Source organism: Paenibacillus sp. NN59 (genome assembly GCF_057597225.1).
In genome coordinates this window covers 5,561,214-5,576,564 of sequence record NZ_CP199678.1, presented here as the reverse complement: position 1 = coordinate 5,576,564, position 15,351 = coordinate 5,561,214, and the positions used below count along the sequence as shown (strand labels likewise).

Genomic DNA, 15,351 nt, shown 5'->3' with positions numbered 1-15,351 from the left:
CTCCATTCGTGCTTAGTCATGATTAAACTTGTATCCGACTCCCCAGACGGTTTTTAGAAGGGTTGGATGAGAGGCATCGTGTTCGATCTTTTCCCGCAGTCTGCGTATGTACACCGTTACTGTATTTTCATCTCCGTAAGCGTCGAAGCCCCAGATCGCATCAAGTAATTGAGATTTGGAGAAGACCTGATTTTTGTTGCTGGCGAGATAATATAAAAGTTGGAATTCTTTTGCCGATAGAGAGACTTCATTACCATTTACGGTAACTTTATAAGCCTTCTTGTCAATCTCCAGGTTAGCAAAACGTAGCAGATGGGAGTGATCCTGTACCGTGTTCAGACTGTCGTATCTTCTGAAGTGAGCATTGATTCTGGCGAGCAGCTCGCTCAGGGAGAAAGGTTTGCTCATATAGTCGTCTGCACCAAATCCAAGCCCCAGTACCTTGTCGGTATCACTTCCTCTGGCACTTAGAATAAGAATGGGAATGTTGTTCCGCCTGCGAATTTCACGGCATACATCGATACCGTCCTGATCTGGCAACATAATATCGAGAATAATATAGTCCGGCTGGAGCAACTCCATAATCTGAAGTCCATCCTCTCCAGTGGCAGCAACGGCGGCCTCATATCCATTTTTCATCAGATAATCGCGTAAAATGCGAGAAATGTCATGTTCGTCCTCGATAATGAGAACTTTGCGTTTCGAGTTCATGGGATCACTCCAGTACATCCAGTTTTAGAATGAAGGTAATAAGTAATGATTGAGAATACATCGCCGAATGGATTGGAATTATAGTGTTTCACTTTACACATGCTCCAGATCATCTATCGGTTCATGCTGCTTTGATTTTTGGTATTCCGCTGGAGACACGCCAAAATGCGCCCGAAATACCCGGTGAAAATAGGAGTAGCTCGCAAAACCGCAGGACTCGGCAATATGCTCTAGTGTCATCTCGCTGTATTTCATACGCTCCAGTGCGGCGTTCAGTCGAATTTCGATGGCATATTGGATCATGGTCTGATTGTAGTGTTCCTTGAATAAACGCACGGCCCGCGATAGACTCAGTCCGGCATAACGGGCAGCTTCCTCCAATTTGAACGTGACTGTGGCATGTTCTTCGATAAAACGCTTCAATTTAAGCGCTGAAGAAACGGCCCGGTCGGTCTGAATATTTTCCGTAATCGCCCGATCAATGTAAAGGCATAATCCCCGTAGCAGGGCGTCTTTCAGCTCCGTATTTTCCTCCAGCGGGCCGCGACGCTTCTCCAGTAGCATGTTGCGCCACAGGCTGATCAATTTGTCATCCAGACCAATACGGCTTACTGTTGGACGTTGCTGGCGTTTCCACCACTTTTCAATCCAGTCGCCTTCACAGAAGAGATAGTAGTCCCCACTCGACAAACGCCCTTCCTTGTGTGGTTCATCTACGACGAGGCGATAATCGTCCCCTGGTTTTAATAAAAGCAAATCACCGCTGGTCATGCGGAATTCCTCTTCCTGTACATATACTTTGCACGATCCTTCCGTCTGCAAGCGGAACAGATAGGTGGCTAGCTCGCCTTTCATATTATGGGTGAATGCCTTGTAGTGATAGGAGTAATCACAGATCAGTACGGATGTGTCCAAAGTTTCCACAGATGTACGTCCCCCAATCATTCGATCCTATTGAATCGACGGAATTATAGGACTGCCAGCATGCAGCCATAGAACTGAATTCACGGATTACATTAGGATGGAAATAAAATTTGATCAGATAGTTCATGTTTCGATTATATTGTATATGTTCATTTTAGCCTGTTTTGCGTTAGGATGATACCAGATAGAGCAATGTAAGCAAATTTGAGAGCAGAGGAGTATCTGTCATGAAAAAATTGAACATTGGTTTGCAACTTTTTACACTTCGTGATGAAACTGCAGCGGATTTTCGTGGTACACTGCGCAAAGTGGCCGCCCTTGGATATGAAGGGGTTGAATTTGCCGGATATGGCGACATTCCAGCAGAGGAAATGAAAGCGCTACTAGATGAGCTGGGTCTAAAAGGTTTCAGTAGCCACGTGTCCCTTCATGCGATGCGCGAAGACCTGCAAAAACAAATCGATTACCTGAAAACAATTGGTGCACAATATATGATCTGCCCTTATCTGATGCCGGAAGATCGCCCGGACAATGCAGAAGGCTGGACAAAGCTGTTTGAAGAATTGCAACAGTACGGAGCAGAAGCCGCAAAACAAGGTTTGATCTTTGGTTACCACAACCATGACTTCGAATTCCATGGTCAAGTTGGGGATGCAAATGCTTTTGATGCGATGTTCGCTCAAACGACTCCAGAAGCGGTACAAGTGGAAATGGACGTATGTTGGGTACAGTTTGCCGGACAAAATCCAATCGAGTATATTAATAAATATGCGGGCCGTTTGCCGCTGCTTCACTTGAAAGATTTCAGCAAAGACGAGCAGGGTCAGATGAAAACACTGGAGCTGGGACAAGGTGAAGTGGATCTGCCGGCTGTAATTGAAAGCGCAACAAATGCAGGGGTAGAGTGGCTGATCGTGGAACAGGACGTATGTCAGAACCCTCCGCTTGAGAGCGTTGAGAACAGCCACAACTGGCTGAAACAAAACTATTTGAACCAGTTTTAAGAGTTAAAAGACTCAACGTAACATCTGACCGTGCAAAACATGAATCTAATTGTCAAAGGAGAATTTTGTACATGAGTAAAATTAAAGTTGCTGTATTCGGCTGTGGAGCCATCGCTCAGCGCAGACATATTCCAGAGTACGCTGCCAATGAGAACGTAGAACTTGTCGCATTTGCTGATCCGGTAGTGGAGCGTGCGCAGGAAATGGCTGAAATGTACGGCGGTAAAGCATATTCCAGTTATGAGGAATTGCTTGCAAACGAAACAACAGTAGAAGCGGTGAGCGTATGCACACCGAACTATCTGCATGCACCAATGACGATTGCCGCTGCTAATGCGGGCAAGCATGTGCTGGTTGAGAAACCGATGGCGGTTTCCACTGAAGAAGGCGAGCAAATGATTGAGGCGGCTAAGAAAAACGGGGTATATCTGATGGTGGGTCACAACCAACGTCTGATGCCTCCTCACGTGAAAGCAAAAGAAATTCTGGATTCCGGCCGATTGGGCAAAGTGCTGACCTTCCGTACTGCTTTTGGTCACCCGGGTCCGGAAGGCTGGAGTTTAGATGGAGCAGGTAGCTGGTTTTTCCGCAAAGAAGAAGCTATTATGGGCGCGATGGGTGACCTTGGCGTACACAAATCCGACTTTATCCGTTATTTGCTGAGCGACGAAGTATCCGAAGTAGCTGGTTTCATCAGCACGCTGCACAAAGAAGGTACGGATGTGGATGACAACGCGACATGTTTGCTGCGTATGAAGAGCGGCGCAATCGGCACACTCGTAGCCAGCTGGACACAATACAGAGGCGGAGACAACAGCACCGTGCTGTGGTGTGAGAACGGCGTAATGAAGATCGGCACAGTGGATGGTGACGAGGTTATCGTTGAGTTGACCAATGGTACGGTTGAAACGTACAAAGTTGGCGCGATGGCTACCAATGAAAAACAAGTACCAAGCGGCGTAATCGATGCATTCGTAGAATCCATCGTAACCAAGACGCCTCCATCCATCTCGGGTGAAGAGGGCTTGCGTTCACTTCAAGTCATTCTGGCTGCTTTTGAATCCGAGAAAACAGGTCAGATCGTTAAGCTGTAACATAACAGCTCGGATCGTTAAGCTTTAACAAGCCGTATCAGCCCGTAACAGGCTATTCTTAGGATAGAAGTTGCTTATTAATTCGCAATCATTAAATTTAGAGGACATTCTCCAGCACAGTATGCTGGTGGATGTCCTTTTTATGTGAGTCATCGGTTAGAGTGCAACGGTTAAGCACATTACGCAAGGTGATTTCACGTCCACATATGATGCAGACGTGATATGAATTTAATCCAAAGACATTCTCCAGTACCCTAAACTAGAGAATGTCTTTTTCGTGAGTAATCTAGGGAGAAATCGTATGTTAAAACATCAGGATTGCGCTAACGATCTCAGTGGAGCTTATTTGCATGATTTTGGCAGTCGGAAAAATGTAACGATCACCAGCGACGTTATTTCCTCAGAAAGGCCCCCAAAAGAGCAGATTTGAGGGTGAAATGAGAAAATAGCGTTTCCTGTGATCGTTAGATTTGAGGATAGGCTAAAATCGGCAGAATAGCCTCATCTGTGATCGTTAGAAATTCAGCGCATGTCTTTTGGCTGTAATCGTCGGCTCAAAGTTCTATAAATGAGGGGTTTACTGTGCATCCGTGAGTAAGTATACTTTGCGACGTGTGCGTGTGCGTGTGCGTGTGCGTGTGCGTGTGCGTGTGCGTGTGCGTGTGCGTGTGCGTGTGCGTGTGCGTGTGCGTGTGCGTGTGCGTGTGCGTGTGCGTGTGCGTGTGCGTGTGCGTGTGCGTGCGTGTGCGTGTGCGTGTGCGTGTGCGTGTGCGATTATGAGGTAATATTGCCAACAAGAGCAGGCCCAAGCTAGCTAATGTTCTATTGCTTGAGTCACGTTGTGTATCTGGTCTCTCTCCATTATTCCAGTTGCACAGCTATCAAAAAAACGGGACAAGGAGGAAATTCCGTTACCTTGATCCCGTTTTTAGCTTGATTTGTGGTTTATTTTAAGATTTGTTCTTTGCGTTTAGCAAGTTTAGAATTTCAGGACATTATCTTCAGACGCCGGCTGGCTTAACCTCACTAGCCAGATCGATCCAGGCGATCTCTTCCGAAGTTAGCGTGATGCGGGAGCCTTCGTCACAGGAGAGCAACTCTGCCTGATTTTGTGCCCCAATCAATGCGCAGGTCGGGAAGGACTGATTCAATACATATGCTAACGCAATCTGAATCGCCGTTGTATTCTTGGATGCAGCCAATTCCCCGGCACGACGAAGTCGTTCCCAGTTGCCATCGCTGTAGAATACACGCACCAAGTCCGCATTGTCGCGTACCTCTGGTGTGAATCGACCAGTGAAGAAACCGCGAGCCTGGGAAGACCAGGACAGGAGCGGCAGTTTTGTTTGCTCATGCCATGCGAGCGTTTCGGCATCCGCCGATACACAGCCTGCCCAGAATGGCTCGTTCGCTTTGGCGAGACTGAGGTTTGGACTGCTGAACGTGAATCCTTTGAGACCATGGGAGGCGGCATAAGCGTTAGCTTCTTCTAACCGTTGCCAGGTCCAGTTAGAGGCGCCGATGGCACCGATTTTGCCAGACTCGATGTGTTCGTTCAGTGCCTCCAGAATGGCAGCCACAGGCATGTTAGGATCATCCCGATGCAGTGCGTATAGCTCGACATGCTCCGTCTGTAAACGCTCCAGACTTTCAGTTAGGTCTTTGCGAATGGCATCCGCATTCACGCGAGGGCCGTTCTGGTCATGGTGTGCCCCTTTGGTGAGAATAACCATCTGGTCGCGATTGCCGCGTTCCTTCATATAACGTCCCAGTACCTCTTCGCTCTGACCGCCGCAATAGATGTGCGCTGTATCCACCGTGTTGCCGCCGATCGCCAGAAACGCATCCAGGTTTGTTGCAGCTTTCTCATACGTATCATGGAAGAAATAATCTGTTCCTTTGATTAGCCTTGAGACTTTTTTGCCAGCACCGGCGATTTCAATATATTCCATAGATAAACCGTCCTCTCTTATATAAAGGTTACAATTCGTTTGGGAGTGCTTTGCAGTTCCTTACTGTTCTTTGCAGTATATTGTAGAGCATATAGTCTCTGGTTCGTGCCTCACAACGTAATTCGTGTACGTTCTTCTGCCGAGCGAAGACAAGCTTCAAGGACTTTCATATTGGCTGCCGCATCGGAAGGAGCGAAACGAAGTTCCTTGCCTTGAAGTACAGCGCGAGCCATATCGTCACCTTGTAATGCATAATGATTGACCTGTGGCACCTCAACCTCACGGCGTTCACCGCCTGCCGTAACATAGAAGTTAGAGCTGCTGTCTGTACGGGCAATATAGGCAGAAGGGACTTCGATAATACCGTCAGAGCCAAGCACCTCTAGCGTATTACGGAAGGCTGCCCACATGCTGCTGTCAAACGTAACGCCAACATGGTTATCGAATTCAAGCAGTCCGGAAGCCATCATATCCACCTGATCATGCTCTGGTGAGAACATACCGATAACAGTCACGGCCTTCGGCTCCTGTCCCAGCAGGAGGCGAGCCGCACTAATGGAGTAACAGCCGATATCGTACAGCGCGCCGCCGCCCCATTCCTTACGGAAACGAACATTGCCGGATGACCCGGAATTGTTAAACGAAAACGTACTGTGGATGCCACGGATTTCGCCAATCTCGCCGCTGGCAATAATCTCCTTAATCTGGTCATAACGCGGGTGATGGCGGTACATAAACGCTTCGGCCAGATGCACGCCTGCATCTGCACAAGCTTCAACCATCTCGAGCGCTTCTTTTTCCGTAAGAGCGAGTGGTTTTTCGCATAAAATATGTTTGCCAGCCTGTGCCGCGCGGATCGTCCATTCCCGGTGCAGATGATTCGGAAGTGGAATGTAAACGGCATCAATTGAATCATCTTCCAAAATGGCTTCATAGCTTCCGTAAGCCTTTTCAATTCCAAGTTTATCAGCGGTTTGCTGTGCTTTATCAAGATCCCGGCTGGCAATAGCGGTAACCTCGTTCAACTCCGATTGCTGCAAGCCAGGAATGACGGAACCTATTGCAATGTTGGCGCTGCCGAGAATGCCCCAGCGTAACTTTTGAACAGAATTCATAACTTGTTTCCTCCTGTATTTGAATGTATATTGTGATTATAAAGAATAGATGAATGAATTAAAATGATAATATATTGAATTGAATTAACACAATATTGTTTAATGGGGTGAACCGACCATGATGAGACAAACCGTATTGCTGACCCTGCAGGATATCCCCTATTTCTGTTATCCTGAGTCCGTTGGACACTATACGGATCATGCCCAGCACGCTGTATTACGTGAGGCTGGGGTGCTTAATAATTTTAACATTCACTATGTTGCGGCAGGCAAAGGATATGTAGAGGCTGATGGGGTGGTGCATGAGCTCAGGGCAGGTCAAGCAGTGCTTTATTTCCCGCATCAGCGGCAGCATTATTATAGTAGCGAAGATGAGCCGTGGGACGTACGCTGGGTTCATTTTTATGGGGAACGGTTGCATGATTATATGCTGGAACGGGGCTTGCACCGCAACCTTTTATGGACGCTGAGACAGCGTACTTCCTGGGAAGACGCTCATCTGGCGTTGCTTGAAGAGGTGGAACAGAACCGGATGCTTCGTCCAGCCCAGTTGTCCACGTTGACCTATGCTTTGCTGGCGGAATTTGTACAGCATGCGGTACCGCTCAAGAACACACGCACCACGAGCAAAACGGAGAGCAGAGTGCTGTCGTTATTGCCGCAGATGCAGCAGGAGGCGTGTGAGCCTTTTCTGTTACAAGACTGGGCGGATCGCGCAGGAGTGAGTACGTATTATTTTTGCAAAATGTTCAAGAATGCCGTAGAGATGACGCCAATGGAGTTTATCACACGTTCCAGGTTACAGATGGCCAAGCAATGGCTGCTTGAACGACCGTCGGCTAACATTGGGCAGATTGCCGAGGAAGCGGGATATCCCAATGCAAGTTATTTTAACCGCCAGTTTATGGCGCACGAGGGCATGACACCTACTGATTACCGTGGGCTTTACCATAAATAAGAAAAAAAATGGATGAAGCAAACTTCCAGCAACGCAGAAACGCCATCTACCTTGCGACTCTCATGTGTATTCGTTTGACAGAGCCTTCAATCAGGTCTATTATGGATAAATTAAATCCGTATATATGAGGTGTCCTCTCATGAAATATTCCAAAGCGACCAACTATGCGTTGCATACGATGTTATATCTGGTTAGCACTGCGCCCGAGCAACTGATTAGCGTGCATCAACTGGCTGAATTCCAGAAAGTATCTCCAACGTACTTGTCGAAAATATTGACCAAACTGGTTAAAGCGGGCATGATCGAATCCACTTCCGGTGCCAATGGCGGTTATCGACTTAGTCGCAAGAACCCTGATCCTTCTTTTCTGGAAATCATTCATGCCATCGAAGGCAAGGCTTCCTTGTTTGAATGCTCACAGAATCATAATGCAGCGTGTTTGATCCAGCAGGTGATGGTTCAGGCGGAAGAAGAGATGGAAAGTTTCCTGCAACATAAAAAAATGTCTGAGCTCGCGTCCCAGATGAGGGAAGCTCATTCGCTGTAATCTTTACCGCTCTAGTGTGGCTCTTGAATGTTTCTATTCCAGTAAGATTGGGTAATGCTTTTAGATTTCTCACTTGTTGCAACGTTGTGCCTGACAGAAGGGCAATGCTACAATAAGGAAGATATTATCTATACATACTTAATCACATCTTACATCTCTGGAGGGAATACACATGAGCCAAACGACGGCGATGACGGAACTGGAGCAACTGCTTGCACTTGAAAATATTAGAAATACCAAGGCGCGTTACTGCCGCTATATCGATACGAAAGCATGGGACGAACTCGTTGACGTATTTGCTCCCGATGCCGTTGCCGATTTCAGTACGGAAGGCAATCCGATTCCCGTTCTGACTGGACGTGACACGATTGTACAAGTGTTCCGTGACCTTGTAGACCCGGCGGTGACTGTGCATCACGTACATAGTGCGGAGGTGGAGTTTGTATCTGCGACTGAAGCCAAGGTTATTTCTCCGATGGAGGACTGGGTGACGTTCCCGGAAGGCAACGAGAACAAATCTTTCCACGGATTCGGGCATTATCACGAAACATTTGTCAAGATCGATGGACAGTGGCGTATTCAGCATACCAGCTTGAAACGTTTGCGTCTGGATCTGTTCGAATAAGCAACCGCTAATTGATTATACAATTCACACGGAGAGTCTGATCTTGATCAGGCTCTTTGGTTTTGTTTTCTTTGCAACGATGACATCATTAAACATATCCCCGAGAAAATAAAAAAAACCAGAAGACCTGTCGGATGACAGTGCCTTCTGGCTTGGTCAAGCTAATCCAATTTCGAATTAGGCTACAGTACGTTTCCGTGACTGCATTCTCAGATAAATTTGCGAAAATATAACGGATGCGAGGCCCACCACGGTCATGCCCCAGAAAATAAAGCTATACGCCGAAGATAGCTGCATGTTCTGCATCGCGGTCAAAGCGACTCCGGTTACAGCTACGCTGAATGCACCGCTGAAAAATTGACTTAGCTGGAACAGTCCCATGCCTGCGCCCACTTGATCCATGGACAGATTGCCTGATAATTCGTTGGATACGCTAGTCGTCAATGATGAGAAACCGACGCTGAGTAGCATATATACAACCATGATGGCGTAGATGCTTTGGTCTGCAAACAGAGCGAACAGTCCGGCAGCGGCCAGGAGCAGCCAAGGAGCAAACTTCAATAACAACGTATTGCCATGACGATCAATCATACGCCCGATGCGGTTTGACAGCAGCATGGACACAAGCGCACCCGGGAAGATGACAAGTCCCGATTGTGCCGGTGTCAGTCCATAGAGATGTGCAAGAACCTGCGGCAGCAGGAACAAGGTAGCGAAGTTATTAATGTAAGATACGATTCCCAGCGAGCTGAGGATCATATATTTCTTGTCTTTGAACAATGCCGGTTGCACAAACGGATCAGCTGCACGGCGAATGCGGAACCAGAACAGCAACAGTGCGCTTACCCCGATGATGAGTGTAATGATCTGGCGAGAAGTCAGAAATAACAGAATCCCGGTTGTACCGATGGCAAGCAAAACCGCGCCTAGCATGTCGAAGGAACCCTTTTGCGGCGTCTCTCGCGGTAACAGTTTATAAAAAACAGGGATTAAAAACAGTGCTAAACCGGTAACGATAAACAGATCATGCCATCCCAAAAACTGTGTAATGCTTCCGCCAAGCACCGGGCCAAGTCCCAAACCCAGCGAACTGGCGGACATGATGACGGCCATGGATTTACCCCGGCGTTCATTCGGAATGTAGCGGGTAATCAGCACAATCGCAAGTCCCGGAACGGAAGCTGCACCTGCGGCTTGAACCAGACGCGCAATGAGCAGAATAATGAAGTGGTCACTGAAGAAACCCAAGACAGATGCGGTTCCAAGCAGTGTAAGCCCGGTGGTAAACAGGGTGCGTATCGGCACAAAATCGGACAAACGTGAGAATGTAATCGAGGAAATCGCAAATACGATGGAATAACCCGTAACAATCCAGGAAGAAGCAACAGAGGTCAGCTTGAATTCAGCCGCAATTTTAGGCAGAGCCAGATTAAACATCATCGTGTTCATCACGACGAGTACAACGGTGAAACCAAGTAATGCCACAATTAATCCTTCTTGTATGCTAGTCCGTTCCATCGGAGTTGCCGTAGCCGTGTTGTTCATAAAAACCTCCTATCGTGATGTGTATTTCGCAACATTTCAGAAACGGTGTGTAACATTTGCAAAATGGTGTATAATGTCAGCCCCTGTGTTCCACAACAAGGGATGCATGCGAAATGATATAAGTTCGATTGGTATCGAACATTAGAAATATATCATGGATGTATGTTAGAATACAATGCATAGTCTTAAAAAAAAGGAGACTGCCTTATGAAAATTTTACATCATCCACAAGTGGCGGATATTGAGCTTTCTTCAGTGCTTTATGCGCTCAGCGACCCGACACGGCTGGGCATTGTGGCTGAATCCGCCAGAAGCGGGGAGCAACCATGCAGTCATTTTCATGCTCGTGTTGTGAAATCAACGATGTCGCACCATATTCGTACTTTACGGGAGGCGGGTGTCATTCGCGTCCGAGTACAGGGTACACAGCATTTTATTACACTACGGTCGGAGGATCTGGAAGAGAGATTTCCAGGGTTGTTACAGCCTCTTCTCCAAGCTGCAGCACTGACAAGCACAGAATCGGCTGAATGAATGTCCTTTCTTCTATATGAAGAAGGGGCATTTTTTATTTTTGGGATAGATGCCCATGAAAGACTCCATATTGAACTCGATAAAAGATTGCTCCTGATGCGACATTCTGTGTCGTCCCAATGCCTCTATAATGATGGTGAACAAAAACACATAAACCCTATTGAAAAGAGGTTCACAATCATTGGCTAAAACAAAAAGAGGTCGCGTTCTGTGGAGTCTTCCGTCCAGAGGTCGGGGAACATGTCCAATATGCAAGAGTACACGAATCAAATTGTTGTATACGCAAACGAAAACAGATGGCACGAGTCTGAAAGTTTGCAAAAAATGCTCCAAAGCCGTGCAGTCCAGAGTAGATCTGGCAGAAGCAAATGTATAGCGTTGAAAGCTAACATACGTGTACGTAAATGTTATACGGATAACCTGTCATGGCCTGTTCTTCGGAACAGGCTATGCCCTTTTGTTATAATACAGGAATAAACGTTGGAATGATTCAGGGGGTGAAATCGCTTGAGTAGTATGCATCGGATTCATTGGTTCGATGAACAGATTCGAAGCGGGCGTTTTCCGAACAGCGGTGGCCTGGCCCAACAATTCGAGATATCTCGGCGTCAGGCGCAGCGTGATATTGAATATATGGTAAATACCCTCAGAGCCCCATTGGTGTATGTAGCCAAGTATCGAGGGTATTGTTACGAGGATCAGACCTTTCGTTTGCCGCATTTATATATGACGGATGAGGAACAAGGCGTTCTCAAATATCTGGCTCACCGATATCGGCATTATGACTATGAGCATTCGGATACGGTGAAACGGGTGGCACACTTATTGGAACGTTTTACGATGGAGGAGCATCTGCCCAAAGAGCAGTATCCGGTGTTTGCGGCATCGCCCAGGCACCTTCAATGGTTTAAATTGTTGTCCCATGCGATAGAGGATGCACGAAAAGTGCATATCTATTACAAGAATCATGAGGGGGAGCACCAGATCACCTTCTGTCCAGTGAAGCTGACTGCCCAGTTTAATGCAGACTATGTAGTCGGTTATGAGACAGACCCGCTACAACAGACACCGATTCGGCTGGAAAGCATCATGCAGCTGACGCTACTGGACGAACGCTTTGAATGCAACCAGGATACATGGATCAGTAGCTGGGAAGATACGTTGCCTGTGCGGAAACCGTTTGTGGCCGAGATTCGTTTCCGTGAAATGCAGCGATCAGAGCTGTGGCAAGGGTTCCGGATTCGGGAGCGAAAGGGTCAGGTCTGCTGGATAGAATTTTACGATGCGGACGTATTTTTGCAACATCTGTACGCCGCGGAGTGGGAGGAACTACTCTCCCCGGGATGGCTCAGACGCAAGCTGATGAAGCGGGTAGAAGAAATGACAGAGCGGCTTAGCAGGGGACAGAAAGGGAGAGAACAGGATGGCTGAGAACATGCTGGAGCATCTGGTGATGACAAGGGAATCCAAATCATTTGTGGACAGCCTACATGCGATTTTGCGGCATACAGGTCAATTCCAGGGTGAGAAGTATATGCTTGCAGGGTATACCGGCATGGCCTTTAAATTATCGGTTCATAAGAGATTACTGCCGATGTCGGTAACGGCATACGGACAGTGGGGAGTGTCTCATCAAGGCGGAATCGACAATCTTGGCCTATTTACAATATATGATGGGGGACGCAGTCGCCATCCGACATTTGCCTATTATCAACAAGATGCTGTGAATTGGATCAAGCGTAGTCTGGATGAAGGCAAAGGCGTCATCTACTGGATGCCCGAATTTGGTGTCATTTATGGATACGATGATGCAGATCGGGTCTTTTATGTGCAGGATGGTTGGAGCAAAGAGCCGCATATTTTACTGTATGATAATTTCGGATTGAATTTCACCGGTTTCTGGTACTGCCAGATCTTTGGTGACCAGGTACAGCTTACAGAACAGGAGATGGTGCTGGAATCTTTACGCCTGGCAATGGAGGATTGGGATATTCCGTACCGTTTGTTACCTGATCAGAATATAGCTTCCGGACGGCTGGCATATGATGTTTGGATTGAAGCACTTCGCTCTGGATATTACGATGGTGCAGGAGCAGCCTACCTTCTGGATTCGTACTGCCAATCGCGTACCGAGATTCAAATGTATTTACATGATGTTCGCGGCTTATGGACTGAACTGGATCTGGCATTAACGTGTTATACCCAGATTGCTGAACGCATCCAGCAGATGAGATCATTTCTGGTAAGGGAAGAAAACGGGCTTGTACTGCGGGAGGATACCAATGAGCAACTTGCGCAGTGGCTTGGACAGGCGAAGTTACTTGAAGAACAGGCGGTTGATTCTTTTCGTAATATATCCGCGCAGTATGCCGATCGTAAACGATCTACGGTACCCCGCTGGGGCACACACTCCGCACGTTAGAACTGGGGATGGGGACGTACGATGAAGAAAAGGAAGGCAGAATGGATGCAGGAATGGGGCTCAAAGAATGAATAAAATGAGGTTATTGACTGATTTAGCTGATTTAATGCAGCGACTACCTCAGAGCAATTCGGAGATCACAAACACGGATGCATGGCGATACGGGGCAGGCACCTATGCAGATGCGTTATATCCTATTTTATTACACCAAAAGTGGACACATCTTCCGCGCTATATGATTGCAGGCATGACAGCAAGTCTTTTTCGTTTCGTGGTGGACCGTCGTCTGACGACAGAATCCATCTCGGCATATAACTGGATGGCAGAGAACTTTGTTGCTGCTGATTTCATCGGCGTGACAGCGAGTCAGGCTGCCGGGTTTTCCTTTGAACCGACGTTCCCACTCTATCAGAAGCAGGCATTGCATGATATTAAGGCCTCGATTGACCGGGGAACCGGGGCGGTGCTGTGGCATGATCAATTTGTGGTGGTTGTCGGATACGACGATGACGAGGAAGTCCTGTTTCTCTGCACAGGAGATGATCCTGACATGCTTCGTTTACCCTATTCCTTAGTCGGCCGGAATAACTCACCCTATTGGTATTATCAAGTGTTGGAAGCTCACCAATCCATCGATATGTGGGAGGTATGCAAGGAGTCGTTAATCCAGGCTGTATACAAATGGGAAACGCACGACTATATGCTGCCAGCGCAAGATTACGCTTGCGGTTCTGCCGCATACACCGCGGTTGCGGAGGTGCTGCAGTCCGGAAACTATGAGAGCAATCAGGCGGCAGCGGTGCTTCGCTATTATGCTTATACAAGAGGGGACATCGCCTCATATGTCAGAGCGCTTGAACATTTATCGCCGCATATGGATCAAGTCATTGTAAAATATACACAGCTCGCTGATCTCTATGCATCTATTGTTGAAGTACTGGATGATTCCGCGGCATGGGATGCAAGGGAACCGGAAAGTGTGCAGCAAGTTATTGAACTGATTCGAAACGCAGGGGGTACGGAACAGGCTGCCATTGATGCAATTAAACATGCTTTTCCTGAAACGATCAACAATCGCTTCTCGGATATTGGGCTCAGATAACAATACGACACTTTAACATTGAATAAGCTGTACATCTAGACATGTTAGACACCAGAAAGGCGATAAGCCAATCTGGTGTCTTTTTTGCATATCATTCGAGTTTCGAACTCAATAAGGATAAAAGCTGCTTTTAGAAAAATAATATATAAAATTTGAAATAAAGGTAATCTGAATCCCACTTCATTCCGAATATTATAATATATGGTCTTATTTGGATGATGAATTCAAGGAATGAATGGGGGCAGAACGATGGTACGGAACCCGGAAACCCTTCAGGAATGTATCGAAAACGCAAGGTTGAGACTTTACCAGATGGCAAACCAATATACGAGTCTGCAACATCCGGAAGTCATTCGTCAGTCGATGGTGCTGGATGAATTAATTAACGAATATAACGATGCCAAACGCTTTATTTCACAAAGGAACCATCATAGCTAGGGTCAAGTGTACGAACGGCAGACTGAACCTCCGAAACAAGTCGTCCGCGTTCTTCGTAGAGCGGCATCTCTTCTTTAAACTGAAAGTGAATCGTTCGGACATCGCCTTCAGAGAATGTTATTTTTTGTGACTCTAATTCAATGAAAAATGAGTCATCAAACCTAAATCCGTCTCGATCCCGGTAGCAGTACATATAGTCAATATCCTTTTCTTCAACCACTAACACACCTTCTTCTGTCAACTTCATCATGGTATCCTCCTTCATAAGTGTGGAATGCAATATCTATTTACATTATATAGCATCTGTTAAAATTTGGGGATAGCTATATCATACATAACCTGAATATTTTATAACCTGAATGATTTCTGTTTTGCTTAGC

The 15,351-nt window shown here is 46.9% G+C and carries 18 protein-coding genes; 12 read left to right on the top strand and 6 right to left on the bottom strand.

The window, feature by feature from the left end:
• Positions 1-12: 12 nt before the first annotated feature.
• Together ACT89M_RS24495 and ACT89M_RS24490 are read right to left on the bottom strand one after the other, a co-directional pair.
• Positions 13-711: a response regulator transcription factor gene (locus ACT89M_RS24495; protein ID WP_154891795.1), complete on the bottom strand. Its 699-nt coding sequence runs from the start codon at positions 709-711 to the stop codon at positions 13-15.
• 93 nt (positions 712-804) lie between these two features.
• Positions 805-1,626 carry a helix-turn-helix domain-containing protein gene (locus tag ACT89M_RS24490; RefSeq protein ID WP_090924364.1) on the bottom strand — a complete coding sequence of 274 codons (822 nt, stop codon included), beginning with the start codon at positions 1,624-1,626 and terminating at the stop codon, positions 805-807.
• Between the two features lie 236 nt (positions 1,627-1,862).
• On the opposite strand from ACT89M_RS24490, the gene ACT89M_RS24485 reads away from it, so the two are divergent.
• The 3 genes from ACT89M_RS24485 to ACT89M_RS24475 all read left to right on the top strand — a co-directional run bounded on the left by ACT89M_RS24485 (position 1,863) and on the right by ACT89M_RS24475 (position 4,518).
• Complete coding sequence (locus ACT89M_RS24485) at positions 1,863-2,639, top strand: sugar phosphate isomerase/epimerase family protein (protein WP_145334688.1); 777 nt, start codon at positions 1,863-1,865, stop codon at positions 2,637-2,639.
• Positions 2,640-2,710: 71 nt separating this feature from the next.
• Positions 2,711-3,733 (top strand): Gfo/Idh/MocA family protein, encoded by a 1,023-nt coding sequence (locus tag ACT89M_RS24480; RefSeq protein ID WP_308723195.1) that lies wholly within the window; start codon positions 2,711-2,713, stop codon positions 3,731-3,733.
• A gap of 590 nt (positions 3,734-4,323) precedes the next feature.
• Positions 4,324-4,518: a hypothetical protein gene (locus ACT89M_RS24475; RefSeq protein ID WP_487344857.1), complete on the top strand. Its 195-nt coding sequence runs from the start codon at positions 4,324-4,326 to the stop codon at positions 4,516-4,518.
• Positions 4,519-4,734: 216 nt separating this feature from the next.
• Here the strand turns inward: ACT89M_RS24475 and ACT89M_RS24470 are convergent, their stop codons facing one another.
• A complete protein-coding gene (locus ACT89M_RS24470) occupies positions 4,735-5,685 on the bottom strand; it encodes an aldo/keto reductase (RefSeq protein ID WP_253491206.1) in 951 nt (316 codons plus the stop codon).
• Positions 5,686-5,795: 110 nt separating this feature from the next.
• Positions 5,796-6,800 carry a Gfo/Idh/MocA family protein gene (locus tag ACT89M_RS24465; RefSeq protein ID WP_308723197.1) on the bottom strand — a complete coding sequence of 335 codons (1,005 nt, stop codon included), beginning with the start codon at positions 6,798-6,800 and terminating at the stop codon, positions 5,796-5,798.
• 118 nt (positions 6,801-6,918) lie between these two features.
• On the opposite strand from ACT89M_RS24465, the gene ACT89M_RS24460 reads away from it, so the two are divergent.
• From ACT89M_RS24460 to ACT89M_RS24450, 3 genes are all read left to right on the top strand, one after another.
• Complete coding sequence (locus ACT89M_RS24460) at positions 6,919-7,758, top strand: AraC family transcriptional regulator (protein ID WP_145334694.1); 840 nt, start codon at positions 6,919-6,921, stop codon at positions 7,756-7,758.
• A gap of 139 nt (positions 7,759-7,897) precedes the next feature.
• Positions 7,898-8,305: an RrF2 family transcriptional regulator gene (locus ACT89M_RS24455; RefSeq protein ID WP_090924327.1), complete on the top strand. Its 408-nt coding sequence runs from the start codon at positions 7,898-7,900 to the stop codon at positions 8,303-8,305.
• 172 nt (positions 8,306-8,477) lie between these two features.
• A complete protein-coding gene (locus tag ACT89M_RS24450) occupies positions 8,478-8,930 on the top strand; it encodes a nuclear transport factor 2 family protein (protein ID WP_145334696.1) in 453 nt (150 codons plus the stop codon).
• Positions 8,931-9,107: 177 nt separating this feature from the next.
• Here the strand turns inward: ACT89M_RS24450 and ACT89M_RS24445 are convergent, their stop codons facing one another.
• Positions 9,108-10,475, bottom strand: a complete 1,368-nt coding sequence (locus ACT89M_RS24445) for an MFS transporter (RefSeq protein ID WP_145334699.1) — start codon at positions 10,473-10,475, stop codon at positions 9,108-9,110.
• A 207-nt stretch (positions 10,476-10,682) separates the two neighbouring features.
• Between ACT89M_RS24445 and ACT89M_RS24440 the strand changes: the two genes are divergently transcribed.
• From ACT89M_RS24440 to ACT89M_RS24415, 6 genes are all read left to right on the top strand, one after another.
• The gene (locus ACT89M_RS24440; protein ID WP_145334701.1) at positions 10,683-11,009 is read left to right on the top strand and encodes an ArsR/SmtB family transcription factor; all 327 of its coding nucleotides are present in this window, start codon (positions 10,683-10,685) and stop codon (positions 11,007-11,009) included.
• 181 nt (positions 11,010-11,190) lie between these two features.
• On the top strand, positions 11,191-11,385 hold the full coding sequence (locus ACT89M_RS24435) for a hypothetical protein (RefSeq protein ID WP_123065938.1): 195 nt from the start codon (positions 11,191-11,193) through the stop codon (positions 11,383-11,385).
• A gap of 140 nt (positions 11,386-11,525) precedes the next feature.
• Complete coding sequence (locus ACT89M_RS24430; RefSeq protein ID WP_260984783.1) at positions 11,526-12,440, top strand: helix-turn-helix transcriptional regulator; 915 nt, start codon at positions 11,526-11,528, stop codon at positions 12,438-12,440.
• Positions 12,433-13,431 carry a cysteine peptidase family C39 domain-containing protein gene (locus ACT89M_RS24425; RefSeq protein ID WP_145414475.1) on the top strand — a complete coding sequence of 333 codons (999 nt, stop codon included), beginning with the start codon at positions 12,433-12,435 and terminating at the stop codon, positions 13,429-13,431. The genes ACT89M_RS24430 and ACT89M_RS24425 overlap by 8 nt, the downstream gene beginning before the upstream one ends.
• A 67-nt stretch (positions 13,432-13,498) precedes the next feature.
• Complete coding sequence (locus ACT89M_RS24420; RefSeq protein ID WP_308723198.1) at positions 13,499-14,533, top strand: hypothetical protein; 1,035 nt, start codon at positions 13,499-13,501, stop codon at positions 14,531-14,533.
• A gap of 249 nt (positions 14,534-14,782) precedes the next feature.
• On the top strand, positions 14,783-14,971 hold the full coding sequence (locus ACT89M_RS24415; RefSeq protein WP_123065934.1) for an aspartyl-phosphate phosphatase Spo0E family protein: 189 nt from the start codon (positions 14,783-14,785) through the stop codon (positions 14,969-14,971).
• Here ACT89M_RS24415 and ACT89M_RS24410 read toward each other — a convergent pair.
• Positions 14,943-15,221 carry a hypothetical protein gene (locus ACT89M_RS24410; RefSeq protein ID WP_186331814.1) on the bottom strand — a complete coding sequence of 93 codons (279 nt, stop codon included), beginning with the start codon at positions 15,219-15,221 and terminating at the stop codon, positions 14,943-14,945. The genes ACT89M_RS24415 and ACT89M_RS24410 overlap by 29 nt on opposite strands.
• Between the last annotated feature and the right edge of the window lie 130 nt (positions 15,222-15,351).

Coding starts and splice junctions, on each gene's coding strand:
- ACT89M_RS24495 (WP_154891795.1), bottom strand. CDS start 711: ATGAACTCGAAACGCAAAGTTCTCATTATCGAGGACGAACATGACATT.
- ACT89M_RS24485 (WP_145334688.1), top strand. CDS start 1,863: ATGAAAAAATTGAACATTGGTTTGCAACTTTTTACACTTCGTGATGAA.
- ACT89M_RS24480 (WP_308723195.1), top strand. CDS start 2,711: ATGAGTAAAATTAAAGTTGCTGTATTCGGCTGTGGAGCCATCGCTCAG.
- ACT89M_RS24470 (WP_253491206.1), bottom strand. CDS start 5,685: ATGGAATATATTGAAATCGCCGGTGCTGGCAAAAAAGTCTCAAGGCTA.
- ACT89M_RS24465 (WP_308723197.1), bottom strand. CDS start 6,800: ATGAATTCTGTTCAAAAGTTACGCTGGGGCATTCTCGGCAGCGCCAAC.
- ACT89M_RS24460 (WP_145334694.1), top strand. CDS start 6,919: ATGATGAGACAAACCGTATTGCTGACCCTGCAGGATATCCCCTATTTC.
- ACT89M_RS24455 (WP_090924327.1), top strand. CDS start 7,898: ATGAAATATTCCAAAGCGACCAACTATGCGTTGCATACGATGTTATAT.
- ACT89M_RS24450 (WP_145334696.1), top strand. CDS start 8,478: ATGAGCCAAACGACGGCGATGACGGAACTGGAGCAACTGCTTGCACTT.
- ACT89M_RS24445 (WP_145334699.1), bottom strand. CDS start 10,475: ATGAACAACACGGCTACGGCAACTCCGATGGAACGGACTAGCATACAA.
- ACT89M_RS24440 (WP_145334701.1), top strand. CDS start 10,683: ATGAAAATTTTACATCATCCACAAGTGGCGGATATTGAGCTTTCTTCA.
- ACT89M_RS24430 (WP_260984783.1), top strand. CDS start 11,526: ATGCATCGGATTCATTGGTTCGATGAACAGATTCGAAGCGGGCGTTTT.
- ACT89M_RS24425 (WP_145414475.1), top strand. CDS start 12,433: ATGGCTGAGAACATGCTGGAGCATCTGGTGATGACAAGGGAATCCAAA.
- ACT89M_RS24420 (WP_308723198.1), top strand. CDS start 13,499: ATGAATAAAATGAGGTTATTGACTGATTTAGCTGATTTAATGCAGCGA.
- ACT89M_RS24415 (WP_123065934.1), top strand. CDS start 14,783: ATGGTACGGAACCCGGAAACCCTTCAGGAATGTATCGAAAACGCAAGG.
- ACT89M_RS24410 (WP_186331814.1), bottom strand. CDS start 15,221: ATGATGAAGTTGACAGAAGAAGGTGTGTTAGTGGTTGAAGAAAAGGAT.